We start from the raw sequence: 21,984 nt of genomic DNA on the forward strand, positions 1-21,984 counted from the left end.
AACGTTTGCGTCGCGCCTGCCAGCTTGTCCCGGTTTTAGAGTCGTTCGGCCCTACTAACAGCAGCCCGATCGGGGAAGTCTTGCAGTATGAGCATCCTCGACCAGCAACCCGCCCTGATTCGAACCTCCGAGCAACCCACTGCAGTGCTCCGCGAGCGGGTCCCCATGGCGAAATTGACGGAATTCTTCGGCCGCGCATTTGGCGCTGCCATGGCGGCCGTCCAAGCCCAGAACGCCAGCCCCACGGGACCCCCGTTCGCCATGTACCACGGGATGCCAACCGACTCCGTCGACGTAGAGGCCGGCTTCCCCGTGACACCGAATTTCTCCGCTGCCGGAGAGGTTATCAGCGGAATGTTGCCGGAGTCGGACGCCCTCGAAGCTGTGCATAAGGGACCTTACGACACCCTTGAGCAGACGTACGCGCTCATCCTCGAGCGAATGAGTGCGGAAGGTTTAACACCCTCAGACACCATGTGGGAGTTCTATATGAGTGACCCCGAAAAGGAACCGGACCCTGCCAAGTGGCAGACGCGAGTTGTCTGGCCCGTCATCTGAGCAGCCCGGACACTCCCGATCATGAGAATCCCAGCGAATAGCCTGCGAAAAGGCGGGCGGGGGCACCACGTGAATCACCGGGCAGCCACCGTTCATGGAGGACGCTCCCAGGACCTTGGAAAACTGCAGTTGGTGGTCAAGGTGGAGTCGGCTTTCCCGGCTGCGTGCATCATTGTCCGCGGACAAATTTCAACCCAGTCTGGTGCATCCCGTCCCGCAGCATGTCATTAACCGGTGCGTGGGGACGATTGATGGGAATTTGGGCGAAGTTCGGTCCTCCAAGCCGTGAAATCTGCGTGTCCAGGTATGAGAACAGGCGGACCTGGAGCAGCGGATCATTAGTGACATCGATGCCTGGGACGAGGTGTCCCGGGTGGAAGGCTACCTGCTCGGTCTCGGCAAAGTAGTTGGTCGGGTTGGCGTTCAGCGTCATCAGCCCGATCGGCTGAACCGGAGCCAGTTCCTCAGGGATGAACTTGGTGGGATCCAGAAGGTCGATACCTTCAAACATTTGATCTTCAGTGTCCGGGAACGTCTGGATGCCAAGCTCCCACTGCGGGTACGCACCTGATTCGATCGCATCGGCCAGATCACGACGGTGGAAATCGGGATCCATGCCGTTAATAATCTGGGCCTCCTCCCACACCAATGAATGGACACCCAGCTTCGGCTTCCAGTGGAATTTCACCAGAGTGGTCTTACCGGCCGCATCCACCAACCGGAAGGTGTGGACGCCGAACCCTTCCATGGTCCGGTAGGAGCGGGGAATTCCGCGGTCGGACATATTCCACATCGTGTGGGCTTGCGCTTCGGTATGCAACGAAACGAAGTCCCAGAACGTGTCGTGCGCACTCTGAGCCTGCGGGATTTCCCTGTCAGGGTGCGGTTTCCCCGCGTGGATGAGGTCCGGGAACTTGATGCCGTCCTGAATGAAGAAGACAGGAATGTTATTTCCCACCAGGTCGTAGGTACCCTCATCCGTGTAGAACTTGGTGGAAAAGCCACGCGTGTCACGGACCGCATCAGCGGACCCCCTGGATCCCAAGACAGTGGAAAACCTCACGAACACGGGGGTTTCTACATCCGGCCCAAGGAACCCTGCCTTCGTGATTTGTGACGCCGCGCCGTAGGAGCGAAACGTTCCATGAGCCCCGGCTCCCCTGGCGTGAACCACGCGCTCCGGAATTCTCTCGTGATCAAAGTGTGTGATCTTCTCACGCAAGTGATGGTCTTGGAGCAAAATCGGGCCCCGTGGTCCGGCTTTCAAGGAATGGTCTGTATCTCCCAGCCTCAGGCCCTGGGCCGTTGTCAGGTACTGGCCGGACTGGGCACGTGAGTTTTCGGGGGCGCCGCTGGGGCTCCCTGTCGGTGACACGGCCTCGGGACCCTGCTGATCAGGCTTCGGCGACAACGGCTCCCGGGCCACTGTGGGTTCTTCAACGGCTGGTCGCTCAATCGATGGAGCCCCTGGAATCTTGATGTCCTCAACTGGCACTGCGCGTTCTCCTCGCTATTGATCGGCACATCGACTGCTGCACTCCACCAAAAAAGGTAAGCCTCCTTAGTACCCTAGAGGCCGATGCTCCTCCTTGCAAACATCAGTGGGGCCGAACAGCGCAGTTTCTGCAATCCGCGGCCAGAGTAAGAACTCGGAGCGACCCGGCAGCTCTTGGGCATCCATGCTGACGTCGCGTCCTGCCGAAGAGTGAAGAATCTCCATTCCCATCCACGACGGTGGCAGCTCCGAATCACTGATGGCGCGACACCCTGTGACGCGCGGACAACATTTGCTACGTAATGGAGAAGACCCCGTGAACAAGCCCACCAAGAACACCGCCCGCATCGCAGTCGGAACAGTCCTTGCAGCCTCCGCCTTCGCCCTCGCTTCTCTCCCTGCACAAGCAGCGACAGCAACCCCCATCCCAACGCCGGAAACCGGTGCCACAGCCCTCTCCGACGCCGGCTTCCTCAACGGTGGCATCCTGAACGGCTTCCTGACCGAAGGAATTCTGAACGGCGGGCTCATCAACGGGCCGCTCATCAATGGGCCCCTTGTTGACGGCAATGTGCTGGGCCCTCTCCAGCTCGGCCAGTTCCAGTAGCAGAACCCACTCCCTCTTCCCACCAGACGAGATTCCCACCCCACGAGCGCCACTTCGTCAAGACGTTGGCCTCGCAACCTTGACGCGGCAGTCCTGATTCCCAGGACTGCCGCTGCTTTCCCACACCTCCCCACTGCAGAGAAGGACTATGAACTCCCCTATCCCCGCTTCCCCTGACCAGCCCGGCATTCCGGAGCACCAGGCACCGGCCCGGATGGGTTTAACCGCTGCACAGCGAGGTATCTGGTACGCGCAACGTTTGGCGAACGGCAGCCCGATGTATCAAATTGGGCAGTTCATCGAAATCAACGGTCCGTTGGACGTGCCCCGTCTGGAGAAGGCGGTGGCTCGGGCAGTGTCGGAAACGCCCGCCTTGAACCTGGCATTCGGCGAGGACGACGACGGCCCCTTCCAGTACGCAGAAACTGCCGAGGCCGCCGTGCAATTCACCGATCTGAGCGGTTGCGGGAACGAAACGACGCGCGAACAAACCGCACGCGAGCTGATGGACTCGGACATGGCGCAAGTACGGACAGTGGAGGACGGCAGGCTGCTTCACACCGAGATCATCAGGATCTCCGGAACCAGACACTTCTTCTACCAACGCGTCCACCACCTGCTCCTCGATGGATATTCCGCCGTGCTGGTACTGCGCCGTGTCGCCGCAGTCTATGAGGCACTGAGCGCCGCCAAGGATATGGACGACGCCCTGATCCTCGATTTTGGCGCGCTTGATGAACTCATTACGGAGGACCATGAATACCAGGACTCCGCAGGGGCAGCAGCCGACGCCGCCTATTGGCGACGCGAACTCGACGACGAACGGACTCCCGCCGGACTCGCCGGCCGCCCCTCGGGAACGGCCGACGCGCTGCTGCGTTCCACCCAGACGCTCTCCCAGTCCGCAGTCGACGCACTCCAAGCAGCGTCCGGCAGCGCGCCGGCGTTGATTCTGACGGCCATGTCACTGTATCTGCACCGGATGACCGGCGAACCGCATGTATCCCTCGCGCTGCCCGTGACAGCGCGACGAGGCAAGCTGGCCAAGTCCACGCCGTCCATGCTGTCCAATATCGTCCCGATCCGGCTGGACATCACTCCGGGAACCACCGTGGAGGACATGGTGGCCGCCACGGGCGGAAAGCTGCGCGGCGCCCTGATCCATCAGCGCACCCGATACGAGTCCATGAGCAGCCAGGGCAGTTACCTGGGACCATCGGTAAATATCCTTCCGGTACTTGATGACATCGCCTTTGGCGAGGCAACCGGCACCATGCACATCCTGTCCACTGGGCCCATCGATGACCTATCCGTCATCGTCCACGGGCTGGGCCACGCAGCCTCGGGTGGTGTGACAGTACAGTTCGCCGCGAATGCCGGGCTCTATAGCCAATCGGGCCTGGACCAGCACCTGATGCGGTTTGTGCGGCTGCTTGGTGAGCTTCTGGCCAGCCCGAACGGTCCGACGGCGGCACTGACAGTCACGTCGACGGCGGAAGAGCAGTCGCTGCTCGCCGAGGGAGATGCCGAGTCAGTGGACCTGCCGGGCCATACGGTTGTTGAGGAGTTCCAGTCGGTCGCCGCAGCTGCTCCCGAGCGGATCGCCGTCGTCGCGTCTGACGGTTCCCTGACATTTGCAGAGGTGGAGCGGCGCTCCAACCAGCTATCCCGGTTCCTCCGCGAGCGCGGAGCAGGGCCGGGCAGAACCGTCGCCGTCCGGCTGGATCGCAGCGTTCTGCTTCCTGTTGCCATCCTGGCCATCTTGAAGGCCGGTGCCGCTTATGTTCCGCTCGACCCCGACTACCCGGCGGGCCGCGTGGAGGGGATGTTGGAGGACGCGGCCCCCGTCATTTTGCTCACAGAAACGGCCTTGACTGGTGACACCGACCAAGGAAAGCCGCTGACCAGCATTCCCGTGACGGTCTTGGATTCCGCGATGACTGCTGTGTCCTTGGACAGACACGACTCGACGCCCTTGGCACCCATCGCCGTCCAGCATGATCTTGCCTACGTGATCTTCACGTCAGGTTCCACAGGCCGTCCAAAGGGCGTTGGCGTGGAGCATCTGGCGCTCCTGAACCTGTTCACTTCCCACCGGGAGAGGATTTTTGACCCCGCCACGGCAAGGCTCGGCCGTTACTTGCGCGTGGCCCACACCGCGGGGTTGTCCTTTGACGCTTCCTGGGATCCCATTCTGTGGCTTCTGGCCGGGCATGAGTTGCATATGGTGGACAACCAGACCCGTCGTGATCCCGAGGCCCTTAGCCTGTTCCTGGCCAACAAGGGAATCGACTCGATCGAAACAACACCCTCCTTTGCCAAGGCCCTGCTGGCGAGCGGGCTCTTCGACCGGGACGCCCACCCCTCCATTGTTGCGCTGGGAGGGGAAGCCGTGGACCCGGCCACATGGCGGGAGTTGGCGGCCCATGATGGCGTTGTGGCCTATAACTTCTACGGCCCTACCGAAACCACCGTGGACTCGCTGACTGCCGTGATGGAACCGGGCACGGATGTCACCCTCGGAGGATCGGTAGCCAACAGCCGGCATTACATCCTTGATTCGGGCCTCAACCCGGTGCCCTCCAATGCCATCGGAGAGCTCTATGTTGCGGGGCCGAACCTCGCCCGCGGTTACCTTGACCAACCTGGGCTGAGTGCCGGGAAGTTCGTGGCTGATCCCTTCGTTGGGGACGGCTCGCGCATGTACCGCACGGGCGATGTGGTGCGTCGATTGGACGATGGCACCTTGCAGTTCCTTGGTCGCATGGACCAGCAGGTCAAGATCCGTGGGTTCCGTATTGAACTTGCCGAGATTGAAGAGGTCCTGCGCGGTATCCCAGGGGTTGCCCAAGCCGCGGTGACCGTGGCGAAGAACAAGGCCGGCTACGACCAACTCCTCGCCTACGTCACTGCTGGCAACCCAGGGCAGGAAACCGAAGGGAGCGGGGCAACGCAGCCCCTTGACTCGTCCGCCATCCGCAAGGCGGCACGCAGGACATTGCCCGACTACATGGTGCCCGCAGCCGTGACCGTCATGGATTCCATCCCGTTAACTGCCAATGGCAAGCTTGACACCCGGGCCTTGCCAACCCCGGGACAGGAAGCACCCACCACCCAACCGCGCACGCCTGCAGAACTCGTGGTAGCTGAAGCCTTCCGCGAGATCCTCGGCCTGGAAGCAGTGGGACTCGAGGACGACTTCTTCGAGCTTGGGGGCCACTCACTACTGGCCACGCGGTTGGCTGCTTTCCTTCGGGATGCCACGGGCAGCGCACCGGCCCTGCGTACCATCTTCGAGCAGCCCACAGTAGAGGGACTAGCTGCAGCCTTGGAAAGCGACGGCTCGTCCACTCCCGAGCTGGCCGTTAGGGAACGGCCAGCGATGATCCCCCTGTCCTTTGCGCAACGCAGGCTTTGGTTCCTTAACCGCCTGGATCACGAGTCCGGTGCCTACAACATCCCGATCGTCCTCACACTCAAGGGTCGCCTGGACGTGGATGCCTTGGAGGCGGCACTTGCCGACGTTATCTCCCGGCATGAGACTCTGCGCACCATCTTTCCTTGGTCCGACGGTGAACCGCACCAGGACATCCTGCCTGCCGGTGAAGCGCCGCTAAAACTCCTGGCAGTCCAGTGCGACGAGGACAACCTGGACCGGGCACTGCAGACAGAAACACGGCGTGGCTTCGACATCACCACCGAACTTCCTGTTCGAGCAGTCCTGTTCCAACGGGCACCGGACCACCACGTCCTGGCGGTTACCCTGCACCATGTTGCTGCGGACGGCTGGTCGCTGTCGCCCCTCGCCCGGGACCTTTCCCAGGCCTACAGCGAACATTTGGACGGAGCCACGGCGCCCACCACTGGGCTGCCCGTCCAGTACGCCGACTACACCTTGTGGCAACGGGAAGCCCTGGGGCACGAAGACGACCCTTCGAGCCCAATTTCGCGGCAGCTGGAATTCTGGTCACGAGAGCTCAAGGGATCCCCGGAGGAGCTTCAGCTGCCCTACGACTTCCCCCGCGGAACCCGCGAAGGTGACTTCCCGACGTCGTCGATTCCCTTGCAACTGGATGCCGCCACATCGTCGGGCTTGAAAGCACTGGCCAAGACGCACAACGCCAGCCTCTTCATGGTGCTGCAGGCCGCCCTGGCCGCTCTTCTGACAAAGTCTGGCGCGGGCGAGGACATCCCGCTCGGCACGCCGGTTGCCGGGCGGACAGACACCCAACTGAATGACTTGGTGGGCTTCTTCGTCAACACCTTGGTGCTGCGGACCAATACGTCAGGGAATCCTACGGCCGCGGAGCTCGTGGAGAGCGTTCGCTACACCAACCTGCACGCCTACGGCAACCAGGACGCCCCATTCGAACGCGTGGTGGAAGCGCTCAATCCAACGCGGTCGCACCACCGCCACCCCTTGTTCCAAGTGATGCTGACTCTGCAAAACACCCCCGACGCCGTGCTGGCCATGACGGGCTTGGACGCCTCGGCGGACTTGGGCAGGGAGCCGGGCGGTGCGAAGTTCGACCTTCTCCTGGACCTGGCCGAACGGGACGGTGACGTCATCGCAGGATCCCTCGCCTACAACCCGGCGCTCTTCGAACGCAGCACAGTGGAACGGCTGGTTGCCGGTTTTGAGCTGGTTGCCGGACAGTTCGCCAAGGACTCCGACGTCAGCCTGGACCGGTTGCAGATACAGAGCCCGGCCGACCACGCAGCTGTCATGGCGCACAGCGACGCCACCCATCACGACGGGCAGTGGGCCACCATCCTGGAGTCTTTCGCGGAGACAGTCGTCCTGCGTCAGTCAAAAACGGCCGTGGTTGCTGGAGGGACCTCCTGGACCTTCGGCCAACTTCAGGAACGAGCAAACACCATGGCCAAGGGGCTCATCGTCCAAGGCGTACGTCCAGGCGACCGCGTGGCGGTAGCCATCAGCCGATCAGCCGACATCGCCGCCGCCGCCGTTGCCGTGTTCGCTGCGGGTGCGGTCTACGTCCCCATCGATCTTTCCTACCCCAAGGAACGGATCCGTATGATCCTGGAGGACAGCAGCCCAGCGGTGGTGATCGTTGACGATGACGCGCGCAGCGGCGTCGGACCTGCCGTTGCCGTTACACTTTCGGGCCTGCTGACGACCGGCGCAAGGGTGGCGGGTACCGCCCCTGAGGATCGCATGCCGAAAGCCGAAGACCTTGCCTACGTGTTGTACACCTCTGGTTCAACAGGACGGCCGAAGGGGGTGGCTGTGACGCATGCCGCCTTGGCCAACCTGTACGCACACCACCACCGCACGCTCTACGGCCCTCGCTTCGAGGTGGCCGGAAATGAGCCTGTCTCCGTTGCACATATCGCCGGACTGGGCTTTGATGCCGCCTGGGATCCGATGCTTTGGATGGTTGCCGGTGCTGAGCTGCACCTGGTGGCCGATGAGGAACGCAACGACGCCGAAAGTCTCACTCGATACTGCCTCAACCATGGAATCAGCGTCCTGGAAACCACGCCGTCATACGCCACACAGCTGCTGCAGTATGGCCTGCTGGATCACCAACGCGATCAACCGCTGATCCTCATCCTCGGCGGCGAGGCCGTGTCCGGCGCTCTCTGGGAACGACTGGCCAAGGACCCTTCCGTCCAGGCATTGAACTTCTACGGCCCCACTGAGTTCACCGTTGATTCGGTCATGGCGGCAATTTCCGGCCCTGCACCGGTAATTGGCCGGCCCGCCGGAAACATCTCGGCGTTCGTTCTTGATGCGTACCTGCAGCCAGTTCCGTCCGGCGTCCCCGGAGAACTGTATCTGGCAGGCGCCGGCATGGCGCAAGGCTATGACCAACGTGCTGCCGAGACGGCCTCACGTTTCGTGGCGAATCCCTTTGGAACAGATGGAACCCGCATGTACCGCACCGGCGACGTCGTGAGGCGGGATGCCAGCGGAGTGCTTGAATTCCTTTCCCGAAGCGATGACCAAGTAAAGGTCCGCGGGTTCCGCATCGAGCTGGGGGAAGTGGAGTCGGCACTGTCCAGCCACCCACAAGTGCAGCAGGTTGCCGTCGTCCCCGACGGCAACCCGGCCCAGCGGATGATCGCGTATGTGGTGGGCAACGTGGACAGTGCAGATTTGAGGGAGCATGCGGCCGAAAAGCTCCCCGACTACATGGTGCCTGCCATCTTCATGTCCATCCCGGCGCTGCCCTTGACCTCCCATGGCAAGCTTGACCGCACTGCCCTCCCGGCCCCTGCAGCCTCCGGGAACGGCAGCGGCCGTGAACCGTCCACACCAGAGGAACATGTCATGTCCGGAATCTTTGCTGAGGTTCTTGGGCTGGACTCCGTGGCCATGGACGACGACTTTTTTCTCCTGGGGGGCCATTCGCTCCTGGCGATCACCATCATGGGCAGGATCCGGGAAGCGTTCGGCGCCTCCCTTCCGTTGCGAACGCTCTTCGACCAGCCCACTCCGGGTGCACTGGTGGCGGCGGTCGTGTCCGAACGGCCGAACGCCTCCATGCACGACGGCGGCACTGAAGTTCACGATGATGACTCGCCGGAGCGTGGGCGAACCCTTTCGGAATGGGTCGCTTCACGCCGGACGGCCTGCCGGGGGGAACTTGGTCTCTCATTCGCCCAGCAACGCATGTGGTTCCTCAACCAACTGGATCCCGGCTCAGCGGACTACAACATTTCCCTGGCCGCAGAGCTGGAAGGCGAGGTGGATGAAAACACTCTTTCCGCTGCCATCGACGCTTTGGTAGCCCGGCACGAAATCCTCAGGACGAGCTACCCGGCAACAGCAGGCACTCCGCACCAGAAGATCCTCGCGGCAGAGGAAGCCCGTGGCCTGCTGCGCGTCATCCCGGTGCATTCCAAGGAGGAAGAAGCCAGGACACTGGCCCAGGAGGAAGGCCGTGGCTTCGACGTGACCCTCGATCTTCCTCTGCGAGCCGTGCTGCTGTGCCGCCGCTACGGCAATGCTCCGGGCTGGGTACTCCAGTTGGTGGTGCATCACATCGCAAGCGACGGTGCGTCGCTTGCGCCACTGGCCCGTGACCTGTCGGAGGCCTACGCGGCCGCACTCAAGGGAACAGTGGGCAGCCGCGCACCGCTGGCCGTCCAATATGCCGACTTCAGTGCCTGGCAGCAGGAGGAACTGGCCAAAGACGGCGCGTCAGCGCGGAAAACTGATCACTGGAGGGAGGCCCTCTCAGGAATACCTGCGGAGCTCAGCCTCCCTGCCGATCACCGCCGTCCCCGGGAAGCCCGGCAGCCTGGCAGGCACCACAACTTCCAGCTCAGCGCCTCGGCCCTTGAGGCCCTGAACTCCGTCGCGGCCCAGGCGAACGCGAGCCTGTTCATGACGCTCCACGGCGTACTGGCCGGCTTCCTGAACCGCGTAGGTGCGGGCGATGACCTGGTTGTCGGTTCCCCAACGGCCGGAAGGACTGATCCGGCGCTGGAAGAGTTGGTGGGCTTCTTCGTCAACACCCTGCCGCTGCGGATCAGTGCTGCCGGAGATCCCTCCCTGCGGGCCATGGTGGACCGTGCCAGGACCAGCGTCCTGGCCGCTTTCGACCATGACGATGTCCCCTTCGAGCGCCTGGTGGAAGTGCTGAATCCGGAACGTGAATTGGGGCGGCACCCGTTGTTCCAAACCATGCTCACTGTGGACAGCTCCCCCGCATCCATCCCGGAACTCCCAGGCGCCGTGGTCCGGCCACTGCCTGGCAACGGCTCCGGGGAAGCCAAGTTCGATCTCTCCTTCACTTTCCGCCCCGGCACCACGGGCCTTTCGGCAACGCTGGAGTACAACTCAGCAATGTTCCAGGATGAGACCATTGAACGCCTGATAACCACCTTGGTGCGTTTTGTGGAGCGCAGTACAGCCGATCCGGATACCCCCATAGCAAGGCTGGCGTTGATTGAGCCTGAGGAGGCCACCGCGTTGGAGGCGCTCACAGCGGGACGGCGTTCCGCCGTCGGGCCTCAACATGACACAGCCGACGGCATCCTGGCCGCCTTCGCCGCTACCGTCAAGAAGGTTCCGGATGCTATGGCGCTGGTGAGCGAACGCGGCGAGCAAACCTTTGCCGAGCTGGCTGGTTCAGTGGTGGCCCTGGCCACCGGGCTGGAGCAGCAGGGGCTCGCCGAGGGCGATGTTGTCTCCGTGTTCCTGCCACGGTCCGCGGGAACCATCCAGAGCCTGTTGGGAGTGATGGCCGCAGGCGCTGTCTACAACCCGATTGATACCGAGTACCCCGACGACAGGGTGGTTGCGATCCTGGAGGACGCCAGACCGTCGGTGGTTGTCACCTCCCAGCCGGTGGCCGGACGCATAGCGGCATTGCTGTCCAGGGTGGCAGCGCAGAACCCCGGAATTGCCGCTCCACGGCTGATCATGCTGCCTGAACTCTTATCCACTCCCCGTGGAGAGCATCGCGGCCCAGTCCAGGAACGCCTGAACCGTCAACCCGCGGGCCGCGGCCTCGCCTACGTGATGTTCACCTCGGGCTCTACAGGAAGGCCCAAGGGCGTGGAAGTGGGCCATGGAGCGTTGGCAGCTCTCCTGGAATCCCATCGGGAGACGCTATTTGCCGGGCTTGATCCCTACGTCACGGGAGTCCAGCAGAAGGTCGCCCACACCACCGGAGTTGGCTTCGACGCATCGTGGGATCCCATCCTGTGGATGGTTTCCGGTCATCGACTCCACATGGTGGACGATGCCATCCGGCGTGATCCTGCAGCATTGGCTGGCTACCTTGAAGAGCACCGGATCAGTGTGCTGGAAACAACGCCCGGGTATGTCCGGCAGTTACTCAAGGAACCAGCGTTCAACCGTGTGCTGGATGGTGGCGGCACGGCGGAGGTATCCGGATTCAGCCTTGCCCTGGGAGGCGAAGCCTTCGACGCCACCCTCTGGGACGCCCTCTCCGGCAAGGAAAACGTGACCACATGGAACCTCTACGGCCCCACTGAGGCAGCGGTGGATACCCTGGCGGCGCGGGTACAGGACCACGCGGCCCCGGTGCTGGGAGCACCAACCACAGGGACCAGGCTGTACGTCCTCGACACGCTTTTGCGGCCAGCCCTTCCGGGAGTGCCAGGAGAGTTGTACATCGCAGGTCGCCAACTGGCCAACGGTTACCGCGGCCAGCCGGGCCTGACAGCCGAACGCTTCGTTGCGGATCCCTTCAGCTCCGCTGGTGAGCGAATGTACCGCACGGGCGACCTCGTAGTGCGCCATGCCGACGGGAACATGGTCTTCTCCGGACGGAACGACCAGCAAGTCAAGATCAGGGGCTTCCGCGTGGAACCCGGTGAAATCGAACAAGCGGCCGCCACCGCTGCCGGCGTCAAGGATGCCGTGGTCAGGGCAGTACCTTCAGGCGACACTATGCGCCTGGCAGCATGGGTGGTTCCGGTGGCCAAAGCCTTGGTTGATAGTCCTGACGATGCGGCGGCGTTCGCCGAAGGCGTCCGCACCCATCTGCGGGGTTTGTTGCCGGACTACATGGTGCCCGCTGCTGTGGTCGCCGTCGCCGGGATTCCGCTGACGCCGCACGGCAAGGTGGACTTTGCTGCCCTGCCGGAAGCGGCGCACGCTCCCCGCATTTCCGGCAAAGTCCCCCGGACGCCGCGTGAAGAGACTGTGGCTGCGATCTTTGCGGACATATTGTCGCTGGACAGGGCGGGAGTGGACGAATCCTTCTTCGAGTTGGGTGGGCATTCTTTCCTGGCCCAACCTTTGATAGCCAGGGTCAATGCCGCGCTGGGTACCTCCCTGCAGGTCCAGTCGCTTTTCCGGTCACCAACGGTGGAAGGGCTCCTTCGGGAAGCTTCCCACGGCGCGGAGGACACCACGGCGGAGAGTCTGCGGCAGGTACTGCCATTGCGCACCACCGGAACCAAGGCTCCCCTGTTCGCGGTCCACCCCGCCTCAGGGATAGCGTGGGGCTACGCCTCAATGCTCGGTTCATTGGATCCCGAACGGCCCCTGATCGGACTTCAGATGCCAGGGATGGAACCGGGCGCCACTCATCGTGTCGGTGCAGAAAGCCTCACGGAACTGGCGGATTCCTACATCGCCCGGATCCGATCGATTCAGCCTTCCGGCCCCTATCATCTTCTGGGTTGGTCCTTCGGCGGTCATTTGGTCCACCGGTTGGCGACGCGGCTCCAGGAACTTGGTGAACAGGTTGCATCCTTGGCCATCATCGACGCGTTCCCCGGAACAGAGGAGAACAACGACGACGTCGGAAACGGCTCCGGGATATGGGCCGCTTATTTGGAGGCGCAGGGCTATGCACTCGACGAGGCCGACACGGTGGGGCTTGACGCAGTCCGCGCCCAGGAGATCCTGCGCCGGAACCACAATCCACTGGGTACCGTTCCGCTGGATGCCGTGGAAGCCATGGCGGAGAACTTTCCGGTGCTGGCACGGCTGATCCGGGAACAGAAGCCTGCGGTATTCGACGGCGAGCTGTTGCTCTTCCGCGCAACTGTGGGCGTTCCTGACGGAACCCCCGGGGCCTCGGCATGGGAACCCTATGTCTCCGGACGCATCACCGACATCGAGGTGCCGGACAGGCACTCACGGATGCTAAGTGATACAGCTCTCCCCGTCATCATGCCGGCTTTGGCAATCCAACTTGGGTTTGGGTCCGAATGACCTACAACGCCTCGGAACCCGGGGCACTGTTAACGCCGGAACAACCCGAAAGGTGAATCCTCGTGACGAACCCGTTTGATGACACTTCAGCAACCTTCTCCGTCCTGGTGAACGAATACCAGCAGCACTCACTGTGGCCGTCATTCGCGGCCACTCCCAAGGGGTGGGTTGCCATGTTCGGCCCGGACAGCCGCGAAGCCTGTTTGGATTATGTGTCGCGGACGTGGACAGATATGGCTCCGCGCAAGGTTGCCGAGCTTGCCGCCAGCCAGTGATCCGCCTAGACAATGTGCGCAAGTCCTACGGCGCCTTCAGAGCCCTCGATGGCCTGACGCTCACCGCGGGCGAAGGGACTGTGCTGGGCCTGTTGGGCCCCAACGGCTCCGGCAAGACCACCACAGTCAAGGTGCTCACCACCCTGCTGGCACCGGATTCCGGAGATGCCTGGGTTGCTGGACATTCCGTCCGTCATGAGCCTGAACAGGTACGACGCAACCTGGGACTGTCCGGACAATACGCCGCTGTGGATGAGAAACTCACGGCCTTTGAGAACCTCCATATGGTGGGGCGCCTCTACGGCATGAACCGCCGGAACGCTACGGCCCGGGCCCACGAATTGCTGGCCGACTTCCGACTCACGGACGTGGCCGGCAAACGTGCCGGGGCTTTCTCAGGCGGCATGCGGCGTCGCCTTGACCTTGCCGGTGCTGTGGTGGCCAGGCCTAAAGTTGTGGTGCTGGACGAACCCACCACCGGCCTGGACCCGCGGGGGCGGTTGGACACGTGGGACGTGGTGGCCGGCCTGGTGTCCCAAGGCACCACTGTGCTCCTGACCACCCAATACCTGGAAGAGGCGGACAGGCTGGCAGACCACATTGCCGTCATCAACCATGGCAGCGTGATCGCCGAGGGCACCGCCACCCAGCTCAAAGACCGTGCCGGTTCCGAGCGTGTGGACATCACTGTGCGTGATGGGGCAGACCTGCCAGTGGTCTCCGCGGTATTGGCGGAGGCCACCGGTGGCCTCGCCGCGCCGGAGGTGGATCCTGCCGCGCTGAGCGTCTCTGTAGCAGCGCCCGGTGGCCACGGGGTACTGGTGAGAGTCCTGGCCGAACTGGATGCCCGTTCCTTGGCCGTTGCCGAAGCGTCCCTGCGTCGTCCGACCTTGGACGACGTCTTCCTCCAGCTCACCGGTGGCAGCCAGCAGCCCGACAACGACGCCAGCAAGGAAGGAGTACCCGCATGAGCGCGATCACTGCCGCTGTCCGGGACAGTTCCGTCATTGCCCACCGCAACCTGCTCAACGTTCTACGAACCCCTGGGGCGCTGGTCACAGGAATCGTGCAGCCCGTCATGTTTGTCCTGCTTCTGGGTTTCGTCTTCGGCGGTTCCCTGGGCGGGGACCAGTACCGCAGCTTCCTCATCGGCGGCATTCTGGCCCAGACCTTGACGTTCAATGCATCTTTTACCGCTGTGTACTTGGCGAAAGATCTTCAGCTGGGGCTGATTGACCGTTTTCGGTCACTCCCCATGTCCCGAGTGGCGGTAATTTTGGGCCGCACCACCTCGGACCTGTACACGAGCATCGTTTCCATCGCGGTGACTTTGCTCTGCGGGGTCGCGGTCGGCTGGCGGATGAATACCGGGGCAGTGGAATTACTGGCGGCTTTGGGCGTCCTGCTGCTGTTCGCGTTTGCAGTGTCTTGGATCGGAGCGCTGATAGCCCTCACGGCGCGCAGCGTCGAAGTGGCCCAAAGTCTTGGTCTTGTGTGGCTTTTCCCCGTCACCTTCGTGTCCGGCGCTTTCGTTTCGACGGCGTCCCTGCCAGGTCCGTTGAGGGCCCTCGCCGAGTGGAATCCCGTGACGTCTGTGGCCACAGCCGTGCGTGAGCTCTTCGGAAATGCCGCCCCTTCCGGTTTCATTGCTCCCGGCGGATGGCCGGCCGGGAACGCACTGTTGTACGCCGTCGCGTGCAGCCTTGCCATCATCGCCGTGTTCGCTCCACTGGCGATCGCAAAGTACCGCCGCATCAGTAAGTTGTGAGCGCCCAAGCCCTGCCGCCCGGCGTCGGCTACTTGATTCTGCCGTCCGTCGGCGTCGAGGCGGCGTGTTCCGGCGTCGGCGGCCTGGACCGTTTTCTGTCTCCGGAAGAAAAGCTCACACGACGACGGTTCCGCACCACGGCGGACAGCCGCGACTATGCAGCCTCGCATGTTCTGCTCCGCCTGCTTGCGGCGCACCAGTTGAGGCTGGACCCTCTTGCTGCCCCGGCATTGGATATCACGCGTCAGTGCCCGGGATGCGATAGCACGGGGCATGGGCGGACGGTCCTGCCGGGAATGTCACTCAGCCTGTCCCGGAGCCGCGGCCTGGTGATGGCAGCAGTGGGACCGGAGTCAGCCAGCGTCGGTGCCGACGTGGAACGCGTCCCGGCTGAGCTGTTCGACGGCTTTGACGACTACGTTCTTAACCCCCCAGCGGCGGCTTTCATCGGCGAGGCCGACGTACAGTCAAGAATGCGTCAATGGGTTGCCAAAGAAGCTGTGCTGAAAGCCGCAGGAATTGGGCTCATGGTTCAGCCAGCCTCAGTGTCATTGATTTCAGGCAATGATCCGGCCGGGCGTCTTCTTCGGGCCTATTGCCCGGATCAACCGATGGTGCACGGACTCGACGTTTACCCCGTCCCGGCAGGCTCCGGACACCTGGCTGCCGTCACGGCCAGGGCTTACGGCCCGCCACTACAGCGGGATGCCGCTGAGGTGCTTCCTGCAAGCCCGGACGGCTGGCGCTCCAGGCATTACCTCTAGTTCTCCTCGGTGAACACTTATTTGGCGACGGCCATTGCACTCATGCCGTGGGCCATCCGGTGTAGAAGGAGAGGTGGAGGATCGCTTCTTTCAGTTCTTCCTCCGTGACGCCGTTCTGACGTGCGTAATCGAAGTGGAACGTGCGTTGATCGGCCTTCCCCGTTGCCGTTAGCGCGGCGACGGTGCTCCACCCAGGACTTGTCGGTCGAGTTCCTTGATCGTCTCGGGAACTGGGCGTGCTTGCGGTAGGCCGAAACCCAAGCGGCCAGGGCATGCTCGGCATCGTCCCCAGCGGAGTAGTACGTCATGCTCCCGCACCAGGTACGGCGCCAATTCCACGCAAGACCATGTCCCTGGTTCCGTGCCCACCAGTCTCCACCCGAATAAGGCATAGCGGACCCTGTTCGGTCACAATTGGTCCCTAAGGCTTGTATACCAAAACCCTTGACAGTGCTTCGGGTCACATCTATCTTTGATTTTGGGATCCCAAAACGGGATCCCAAAGGACTCCACTACCGGCTGCGGCCCCTCCCCACCGAAAGGCTGGGACCGCAACAGTTGCCGCCGGACGGGTCCAGCTGCGGCGGCATCCCGCCCGGCTCACCCCCCCCCAAAAATGACATCACGTAGACATCCCATCCCGCCGACTCCTACTGAAGGAGAAGCTGTGTCTCTCCAAAACACCGACCTGGAAGTCCAGGAAAACGAACCAACACCTGGCGAGAACGGCGTGCAGCGCCGCACGAACGTTCGCTGGAAACTCTTCATCCTGCTTCTGGTCCTCGTCGCAGTCAATTACATCGACCGCGGCTCCATTTCCGTCGCCCTGCCCATCATCCAGAAGGAATTCAACCTGCCACCGGAGCTCGTCGGGCTCCTCTTGTCGGCCTTCTTCTGGACCTACGCCCTCATGCAAATCCCCGTCGGCTGGCTGATCGACAAGTTCGGCCCCCGCAAGATGGTCACCGCCTCCTGCATCGGCTGGGGCGCGGCGACTGCTGCCTCCGGTTTCGCCGGAGGGTTCGTGAGCATGTTCATCGCCCGACTTGGTATTGGCGTCACCGAAGCCGGCGTCATGCCTGCCGGTGGCAAACTGAACGCCATCTGGATGCACAAGAAGGAACGCGGCCGCGGAGCCACCATCCTCGACGCCGGAGCTCCCCTCGGCGCAGGCTTGGGAGGCATCCTCATCACGTGGCTGATTGCCTCCACCGGCAGCTGGCGCATGTCCTTCATCATCGCCGGTGCCGCAACCATCCTCATGGGTCTGGCAGTCTGGTGGTACATCCGCGACAACCCCCGCCAGCACAAGGGCGTCAACGAGGCAGAAGCCGCGTACATCGAAGCTTCACACGCCGAGGACGACGCCGAGGCCGCCAAGGAAGGCGCCCAAGGCAAGCGGGCACTCCTCCCCTACCTGAAGTTCCGTTCCTTCTGGGCCATGTGCTTCGGCTGGCTTGGCTTCAACGGCGTCTTCTATGGCCTGCTGACCTGGGGCCCGCTGTACCTGGCCCAAGCCAAGGGCTTCGACCTGAAGACCATAGGCTGGTCCACATTCGTCATCTTCGGTGCGGGCTTCGTCGGCGAAATACTCGGCGGCATCATCGCCGATAAGTGGCGCGCCTCCGGCGCCTCCGCAAACCGCGTCATGCGCACCCTGCTGGGGATCTCCAGCGTCGTAGTGGTGGGCGGCCTCGTAGGCGTCACCGTAGTCGCAGACCCGATCACCGCCGTCGTGCTTCTCTCGGTAGTCCTGTTCTTCCTGCGCTGGGTAGGCCTTTTCTGGTCCATCCCGTCCATCCTGGGTGGGCGCACCAACGCCGGCGTCCTGGGTGGTGCCATGAACTTCAGCGGCAACATTGCCGGATTCGTCACCCCGATTGTGGTAGGCCTGATTGTCGGGGCCACCGGCTCCTACACCTGGGCCCTGCTGTACTTTGTTGGATCCGCGGTCGTCATGGGCATCTCAGTCCTGGCCCTGGATTACAACAAGCGACTCCCGGTCTAACTCGCATCGACCGGGCCGGCCGGACGGTCCTGAACCGCCGGATGGCCGGACGCCCGCCGGGTCGCCGGGCGCACTGCCTCACACATCACGAAATGGAGCTCCACATGCTGACAGCAGAAGACACGAACAACACTGACCGCCCCCTCCGGGAGTCCGTGCGTGACGCGCTCCGTTCCAGGATTTTCGAGGGGCACTACGCGCCCGGCACCCGGCTGGTGGAACGCGATCTCGCTGCCGAATTCAACGTCTCCCGCCTGCCCATCCGCGAAGCCTTGCGAATGCTGCGGCAGGAAGGCCTCATCAGGGACCGCGCGGGCCGCGGCTCCGAAGTCAGTGGCCTGAGCCCCAAGGACGTGGAGGACCTCTTTGACGTCCGCCAGTCCTTGGAAGTCCTCGCCTGCCGATTGGCAGCAAAAAGGGCAACGCCCGAGAACCTCAAGCATCTGGCCGGACTGTTGGACGAGGCTGATCGCTGCCTCTCCAAAGGCTCCATCCTCGAAGCCCACCGCGCCAACAGCGAATTCCACGATGCCATCACCAACATCGCCAACAATGACTTTCTCCGCTCCGCACTGGAACCCCTGCAGGGGCGCATGCACTGGCTGTTCCGCCACGTCAGCGACCTCCCGGAACTCATCCAGGAACACCGCGACCTCTACGCCGCCATCGCCAGTGGCGACCCGGACCGTGCCGCCGCCCAATCGGCGTCGCACATCGGCAAATACCGCGAGCAATTCCCGCAGGACTCCAGCGTCAACGAGCCCAAGCTGCAACGGAAGAAACCATGAAACTCCTGGTCATCAACCCCAACATCAGTGACGACGTCACCGCCCTGATCGAGGCCGAAGCCCTGCGATCGGCAGGACCGGATACGGAACTCATCGTGCGCACCGCCGGACACGGCGTCGAATACATCGAGACCCGATTCGAGGCACTCATTGCCGCAGGCGCGGTAGCCGAGCTGATCGCCGACTACGCGCACGACGCCGGCACTGGCCGCGGCCGTGAAGGCAGCGGTCCCGCCGTGGACGGCGTCGTCGTGGCCGCTTTCGGTGATCCAGGCATGCCTGCGCTCAAGGAACTGGTGGACGTGCCCGTCATCGGCATCACCGAGGCTGCCCTCTGCGCGGCGGCCCTTCAGGGCCACCGGTTCTCGATCATCGCCATTTCGGACCGCATCCAGGCCTGGTACCTGGACTGCGTGGAACGATTCGGCTTCGGCGGGCGGCTCGCTTCCATCCGATCCATCAACCAAAGCCTGAACTCGATCGGCTCCGTGCAGGCCGACTTCAAGGAAACCCTGCTGGAACTCAGCCTTCAGGCCGTCGAAGAGGACGGTGCCGACGTCGTGATCCTGGCCGGTGCGCCGCTCGCAGGCCTGGCCCGCGAGCTTGAGGGACAGATCTCTGTCCCCGTGGTGGATGGCATCTCAGCCGGAATCCGCATGACCGAGGCAGTGGTCGCCTTGAAGTCCGGCACCCATCGCGGCGGCTCGTTCGCCGCGCCGCCGGTCAAGCGCCGCACAGGTCTCTCCGAAAGCCTCGACGCCGCTTTGGCCACCGCGCAGTCGGCTCACCATTCCCCGTCCCCCAGTCTTTAGACCCACCCAAGAACCAGGAGGACACTGATGTCCCACCTTCCCGATCTCGTCATCGCCAACGGCACTGTAGTCAACAGCTTCGGTCGTCGAGCCGCCCACGTAGTGGTCGACGACGGCCTCATCACCCAACTCATCGACGCTTCCGAACCCGTTCCGGCCGCTGTCCGAACCATCGAAGCCCATGGCCTGTTGGTGATTCCCGGCGGTATTGACGGCCATTGCCACGTCGCCCAAGTCACCGGCCGTTTCCGCACCCTGGATGACTACCGGACCACGTCCACGGCGGCTCTCTGGGGCGGAACCACCACCATCATCGATTTCGGTATCCCCCGCGACGCCCAGGAATCTCCGCTGGATGCTGTGCTGAACAAGAAACGCCTCGCCACCGAGTCACGCTGCGATGTTGCCCTGCACGGCTCTGTTGTCAGTTGGAATGAGACCGTTCCGTGGCAGCTGGAACAGCTCGCCGCCGAAGGCGTACGGTCCGTGAAGATGTACACCACCAACCGCGGCTCCACCATGGCCGACGGTGACACCGTCCTGAAAGTCATGCGGGAAATGGTGCGCCTGGACGGGCTCACGTACATCCACGCCGAGCACGACGCCATCATTTCCGACTGCACCGAACAACATGCCGCGGATGGCAGGATCGGCATCGAACACCTGCACCGGACCCGTCCGCAGCTGGCTGAGGAAGTCTCCGTTAAGGAGACCCTGGCCATGGCCGAATACACCGGCGCTCCTGTGTACTTCGTGCATCAGTCGACACCCGGCGCCGTGGATCTTGTGACCGAGGCCCGCGGGCGTGGCCAGGAAGCCTACTCCGAAACGTGCCCCCACTACCTGACCCTGGATGACACCGTCTACGGCTCCGCCTTTCCCGAATGGTATGCCTGCTGCCCGCCCATGCGCAGCGCCGAAACCGTTACCGCCCTTAAGGACCGCCTCGCAGCAGGGTCCGTCCATACCGTGTCTTCGGATCACTCCTGCTACGACCTCTCCCAGAAACGCGAGCGTACCGACGACGTCCGCTACATGCCGCACGGCCTCCCCGGGGTTGAAACGCGCATGCCAGTAACGTTCACGGCGCTGGTCACCGAATCCGGTGGCTCCGTTGAGGATTTCGTCGAGGTGTTCTCCGCCGGGCCAGCCCGGATCAACGCTGTGCCTCAAAAAGGCGCCATTGTGGAAGGCTTCGACGCCGACCTCGTGATCTTCGATCCCGCCACGCAACAGACGGTCGACGGCGGTGCGCTGCACCAGGGAACCGACTTCTCGCCTTTCGATGGGTTGACGCTTAACGGCTGGCCCGCCGTCGTGGTTTCTGCCGGGCGCGTGGTCCTGGACGAAGACGGTTTCCACGATCCCGGCCCGGTGGGCCGTTTCGTCGCCCGGAACGGGTTCACGGCACACCGCGACGCTCTTGCCGTTCCCGTTCCCCTGTCCGCTGCATCGTTGACTGCCTAGGAGACACCGTGCCTTCCACCAGCCGCCCCACCCGCATTGGCATGATCGTGCCGTCCTCCAACACTTGCCTTGAACCGCAGACCTACAGGATTCTCGGTGACCGCCGCGATGTCACCATTCACTCGACCCGCATCCCCGTCACGCGCATCGCCCTGGACGATTCCTCGGACAAGCAGTTCGACTCCTCCGTCATGCGAGCCGCCGCCGAACTATTGGCGACCGCTGACGTGGATGTCATCGCATGGAATGGCACGTCAGGATCCTGGCTTGGCGCTGCCCACGATCAAGCGATGGTCGGAGAAATCACCGAGGCCACCGGCATCCCTGCCACCACCTCCACGCTCGCATACCTTCACGCGTTTGAAACCTTCAGGACCGAACGAATCGGCCTGTTCACGCCCTACACGGCGGATGTGAATGAAGCGGTGATCTCCTCCTACGCCCGAGAGGGAATCAAGACCATCGGCCACCGGCACCTGGACCTCAGCAACAACGAATCCTTCGCGCGCGTGACTGATACAGAAATGCTGCCAGGCTCCCTGGAGTTGGCTGCTTCACACCCGGACGCCTTGGTCTTCCTGTGCACCAACCTGTACGGCGCCAACATCACCGCGGAGGTGGAAAACCTCACCGGAGTACCCGTTCTCGATTCCGTTGCGGTCACGTTATGGCACACGTTGAAACTGGCCGGCGCCCCGCTGCTGGACCCGAAGTGGGGCACATTGCTCGCCCGTCCCTAGCGGGCCCGGTCAGCCCTGCATAGGTCGGCACGA

13 protein-coding genes and 1 pseudogene are annotated in these 21,984 nt (G+C 63.1%); 12 read left to right on the forward strand and 2 right to left on the reverse strand.

The features are described from left to right. Positions 1-87 precede the first annotated feature (87 nt). A complete protein-coding gene (locus LN996_RS12275) occupies positions 88-558 on the forward strand; it encodes a GyrI-like domain-containing protein (RefSeq protein WP_231340662.1) in 471 nt (156 codons plus the stop codon). Between the two features lie 190 nt (positions 559-748). Here the strand turns inward: LN996_RS12275 and LN996_RS12280 are convergent. Next, positions 749-2,053 (reverse strand): annotated as a pseudogene (locus LN996_RS12280) (catalase); the annotation flags it as partial. 316 nt (positions 2,054-2,369) lie between these two features. Between LN996_RS12280 and LN996_RS12285 the strand changes: the two are divergent. From LN996_RS12285 to LN996_RS23785, 6 genes are all read left to right on the forward strand, one after another. Next, positions 2,370-2,660: a hypothetical protein gene (locus tag LN996_RS12285; RefSeq protein WP_231340663.1), complete on the forward strand. Its 291-nt coding sequence runs from the start codon at positions 2,370-2,372 to the stop codon at positions 2,658-2,660. A 148-nt stretch (positions 2,661-2,808) separates the two neighbouring features. After that, positions 2,809-13,329 carry a non-ribosomal peptide synthetase gene (locus LN996_RS12290; RefSeq protein WP_231340664.1) on the forward strand — a complete coding sequence of 3,507 codons (10,521 nt, stop codon included), beginning with the start codon at positions 2,809-2,811 and terminating at the stop codon, positions 13,327-13,329. A 62-nt stretch (positions 13,330-13,391) separates the two neighbouring features. After that, positions 13,392-13,604 carry an MbtH family protein gene (locus LN996_RS12295; RefSeq protein WP_231340665.1) on the forward strand — a complete coding sequence of 71 codons (213 nt, stop codon included), beginning with the start codon at positions 13,392-13,394 and terminating at the stop codon, positions 13,602-13,604. Then, the gene (locus tag LN996_RS12300; RefSeq protein WP_231340666.1) at positions 13,601-14,575 is read left to right on the forward strand and encodes an ATP-binding cassette domain-containing protein; all 975 of its coding nucleotides are present in this window, start codon (positions 13,601-13,603) and stop codon (positions 14,573-14,575) included. The genes LN996_RS12295 and LN996_RS12300 overlap by 4 nt, the downstream gene beginning before the upstream one ends. Continuing rightward, positions 14,572-15,372 carry an ABC transporter permease gene (locus tag LN996_RS12305; RefSeq protein WP_231340667.1) on the forward strand — a complete coding sequence of 267 codons (801 nt, stop codon included), beginning with the start codon at positions 14,572-14,574 and terminating at the stop codon, positions 15,370-15,372. Before LN996_RS12300 ends, LN996_RS12305 begins: the two co-directional genes overlap by 4 nt. After that, positions 15,369-16,136 (forward strand): 4'-phosphopantetheinyl transferase superfamily protein, encoded by a 768-nt coding sequence (locus LN996_RS23785; protein ID WP_231340668.1) that lies wholly within the window; start codon positions 15,369-15,371, stop codon positions 16,134-16,136. The genes LN996_RS12305 and LN996_RS23785 overlap by 4 nt, the downstream gene beginning before the upstream one ends. 40 nt (positions 16,137-16,176) lie before the next feature. Here the strand turns inward: LN996_RS23785 and LN996_RS12315 are convergent, their stop codons facing one another. Continuing rightward, on the reverse strand, positions 16,177-16,419 hold the full coding sequence (locus LN996_RS12315) for a carboxymuconolactone decarboxylase family protein (RefSeq protein ID WP_308102720.1): 243 nt from the start codon (positions 16,417-16,419) through the stop codon (positions 16,177-16,179). Positions 16,420-16,803: 384 nt separating this feature from the next. Here LN996_RS12315 and LN996_RS12320 point away from each other — a divergent pair, with 384 nt between their 5' ends. The 5 genes from LN996_RS12320 to LN996_RS12340 all read left to right on the forward strand — a co-directional run bounded on the left by LN996_RS12320 (position 16,804) and on the right by LN996_RS12340 (position 21,951). Continuing rightward, positions 16,804-18,144: an MFS transporter gene (locus LN996_RS12320; RefSeq protein WP_231340670.1), complete on the forward strand. Its 1,341-nt coding sequence runs from the start codon at positions 16,804-16,806 to the stop codon at positions 18,142-18,144. A gap of 104 nt (positions 18,145-18,248) precedes the next feature. Continuing rightward, positions 18,249-18,932 (forward strand): GntR family transcriptional regulator, encoded by a 684-nt coding sequence (locus tag LN996_RS12325; protein WP_231340671.1) that lies wholly within the window; start codon positions 18,249-18,251, stop codon positions 18,930-18,932. Further along, positions 18,929-19,744, forward strand: coding sequence for an aspartate/glutamate racemase family protein (locus LN996_RS12330; RefSeq protein ID WP_231340672.1), 816 nt, complete (start codon positions 18,929-18,931; stop codon positions 19,742-19,744). Before LN996_RS12325 ends, LN996_RS12330 begins: the two co-directional genes overlap by 4 nt. Before the next feature lie 27 nt (positions 19,745-19,771). Then, a complete protein-coding gene (locus tag LN996_RS12335) occupies positions 19,772-21,211 on the forward strand; it encodes an amidohydrolase family protein (protein ID WP_231340673.1) in 1,440 nt (479 codons plus the stop codon). An 8-nt stretch (positions 21,212-21,219) separates the two neighbouring features. Further along, positions 21,220-21,951 carry an aspartate/glutamate racemase family protein gene (locus LN996_RS12340; RefSeq protein ID WP_231340674.1) on the forward strand — a complete coding sequence of 244 codons (732 nt, stop codon included), beginning with the start codon at positions 21,220-21,222 and terminating at the stop codon, positions 21,949-21,951. Positions 21,952-21,984 lie beyond the last annotated feature (33 nt).

The sequence above is a fragment of the Arthrobacter sp. AK01 genome, assembly GCF_021109375.1.
Lineage (GTDB): Bacteria > Actinomycetota > Actinomycetes > Actinomycetales > Micrococcaceae > Arthrobacter.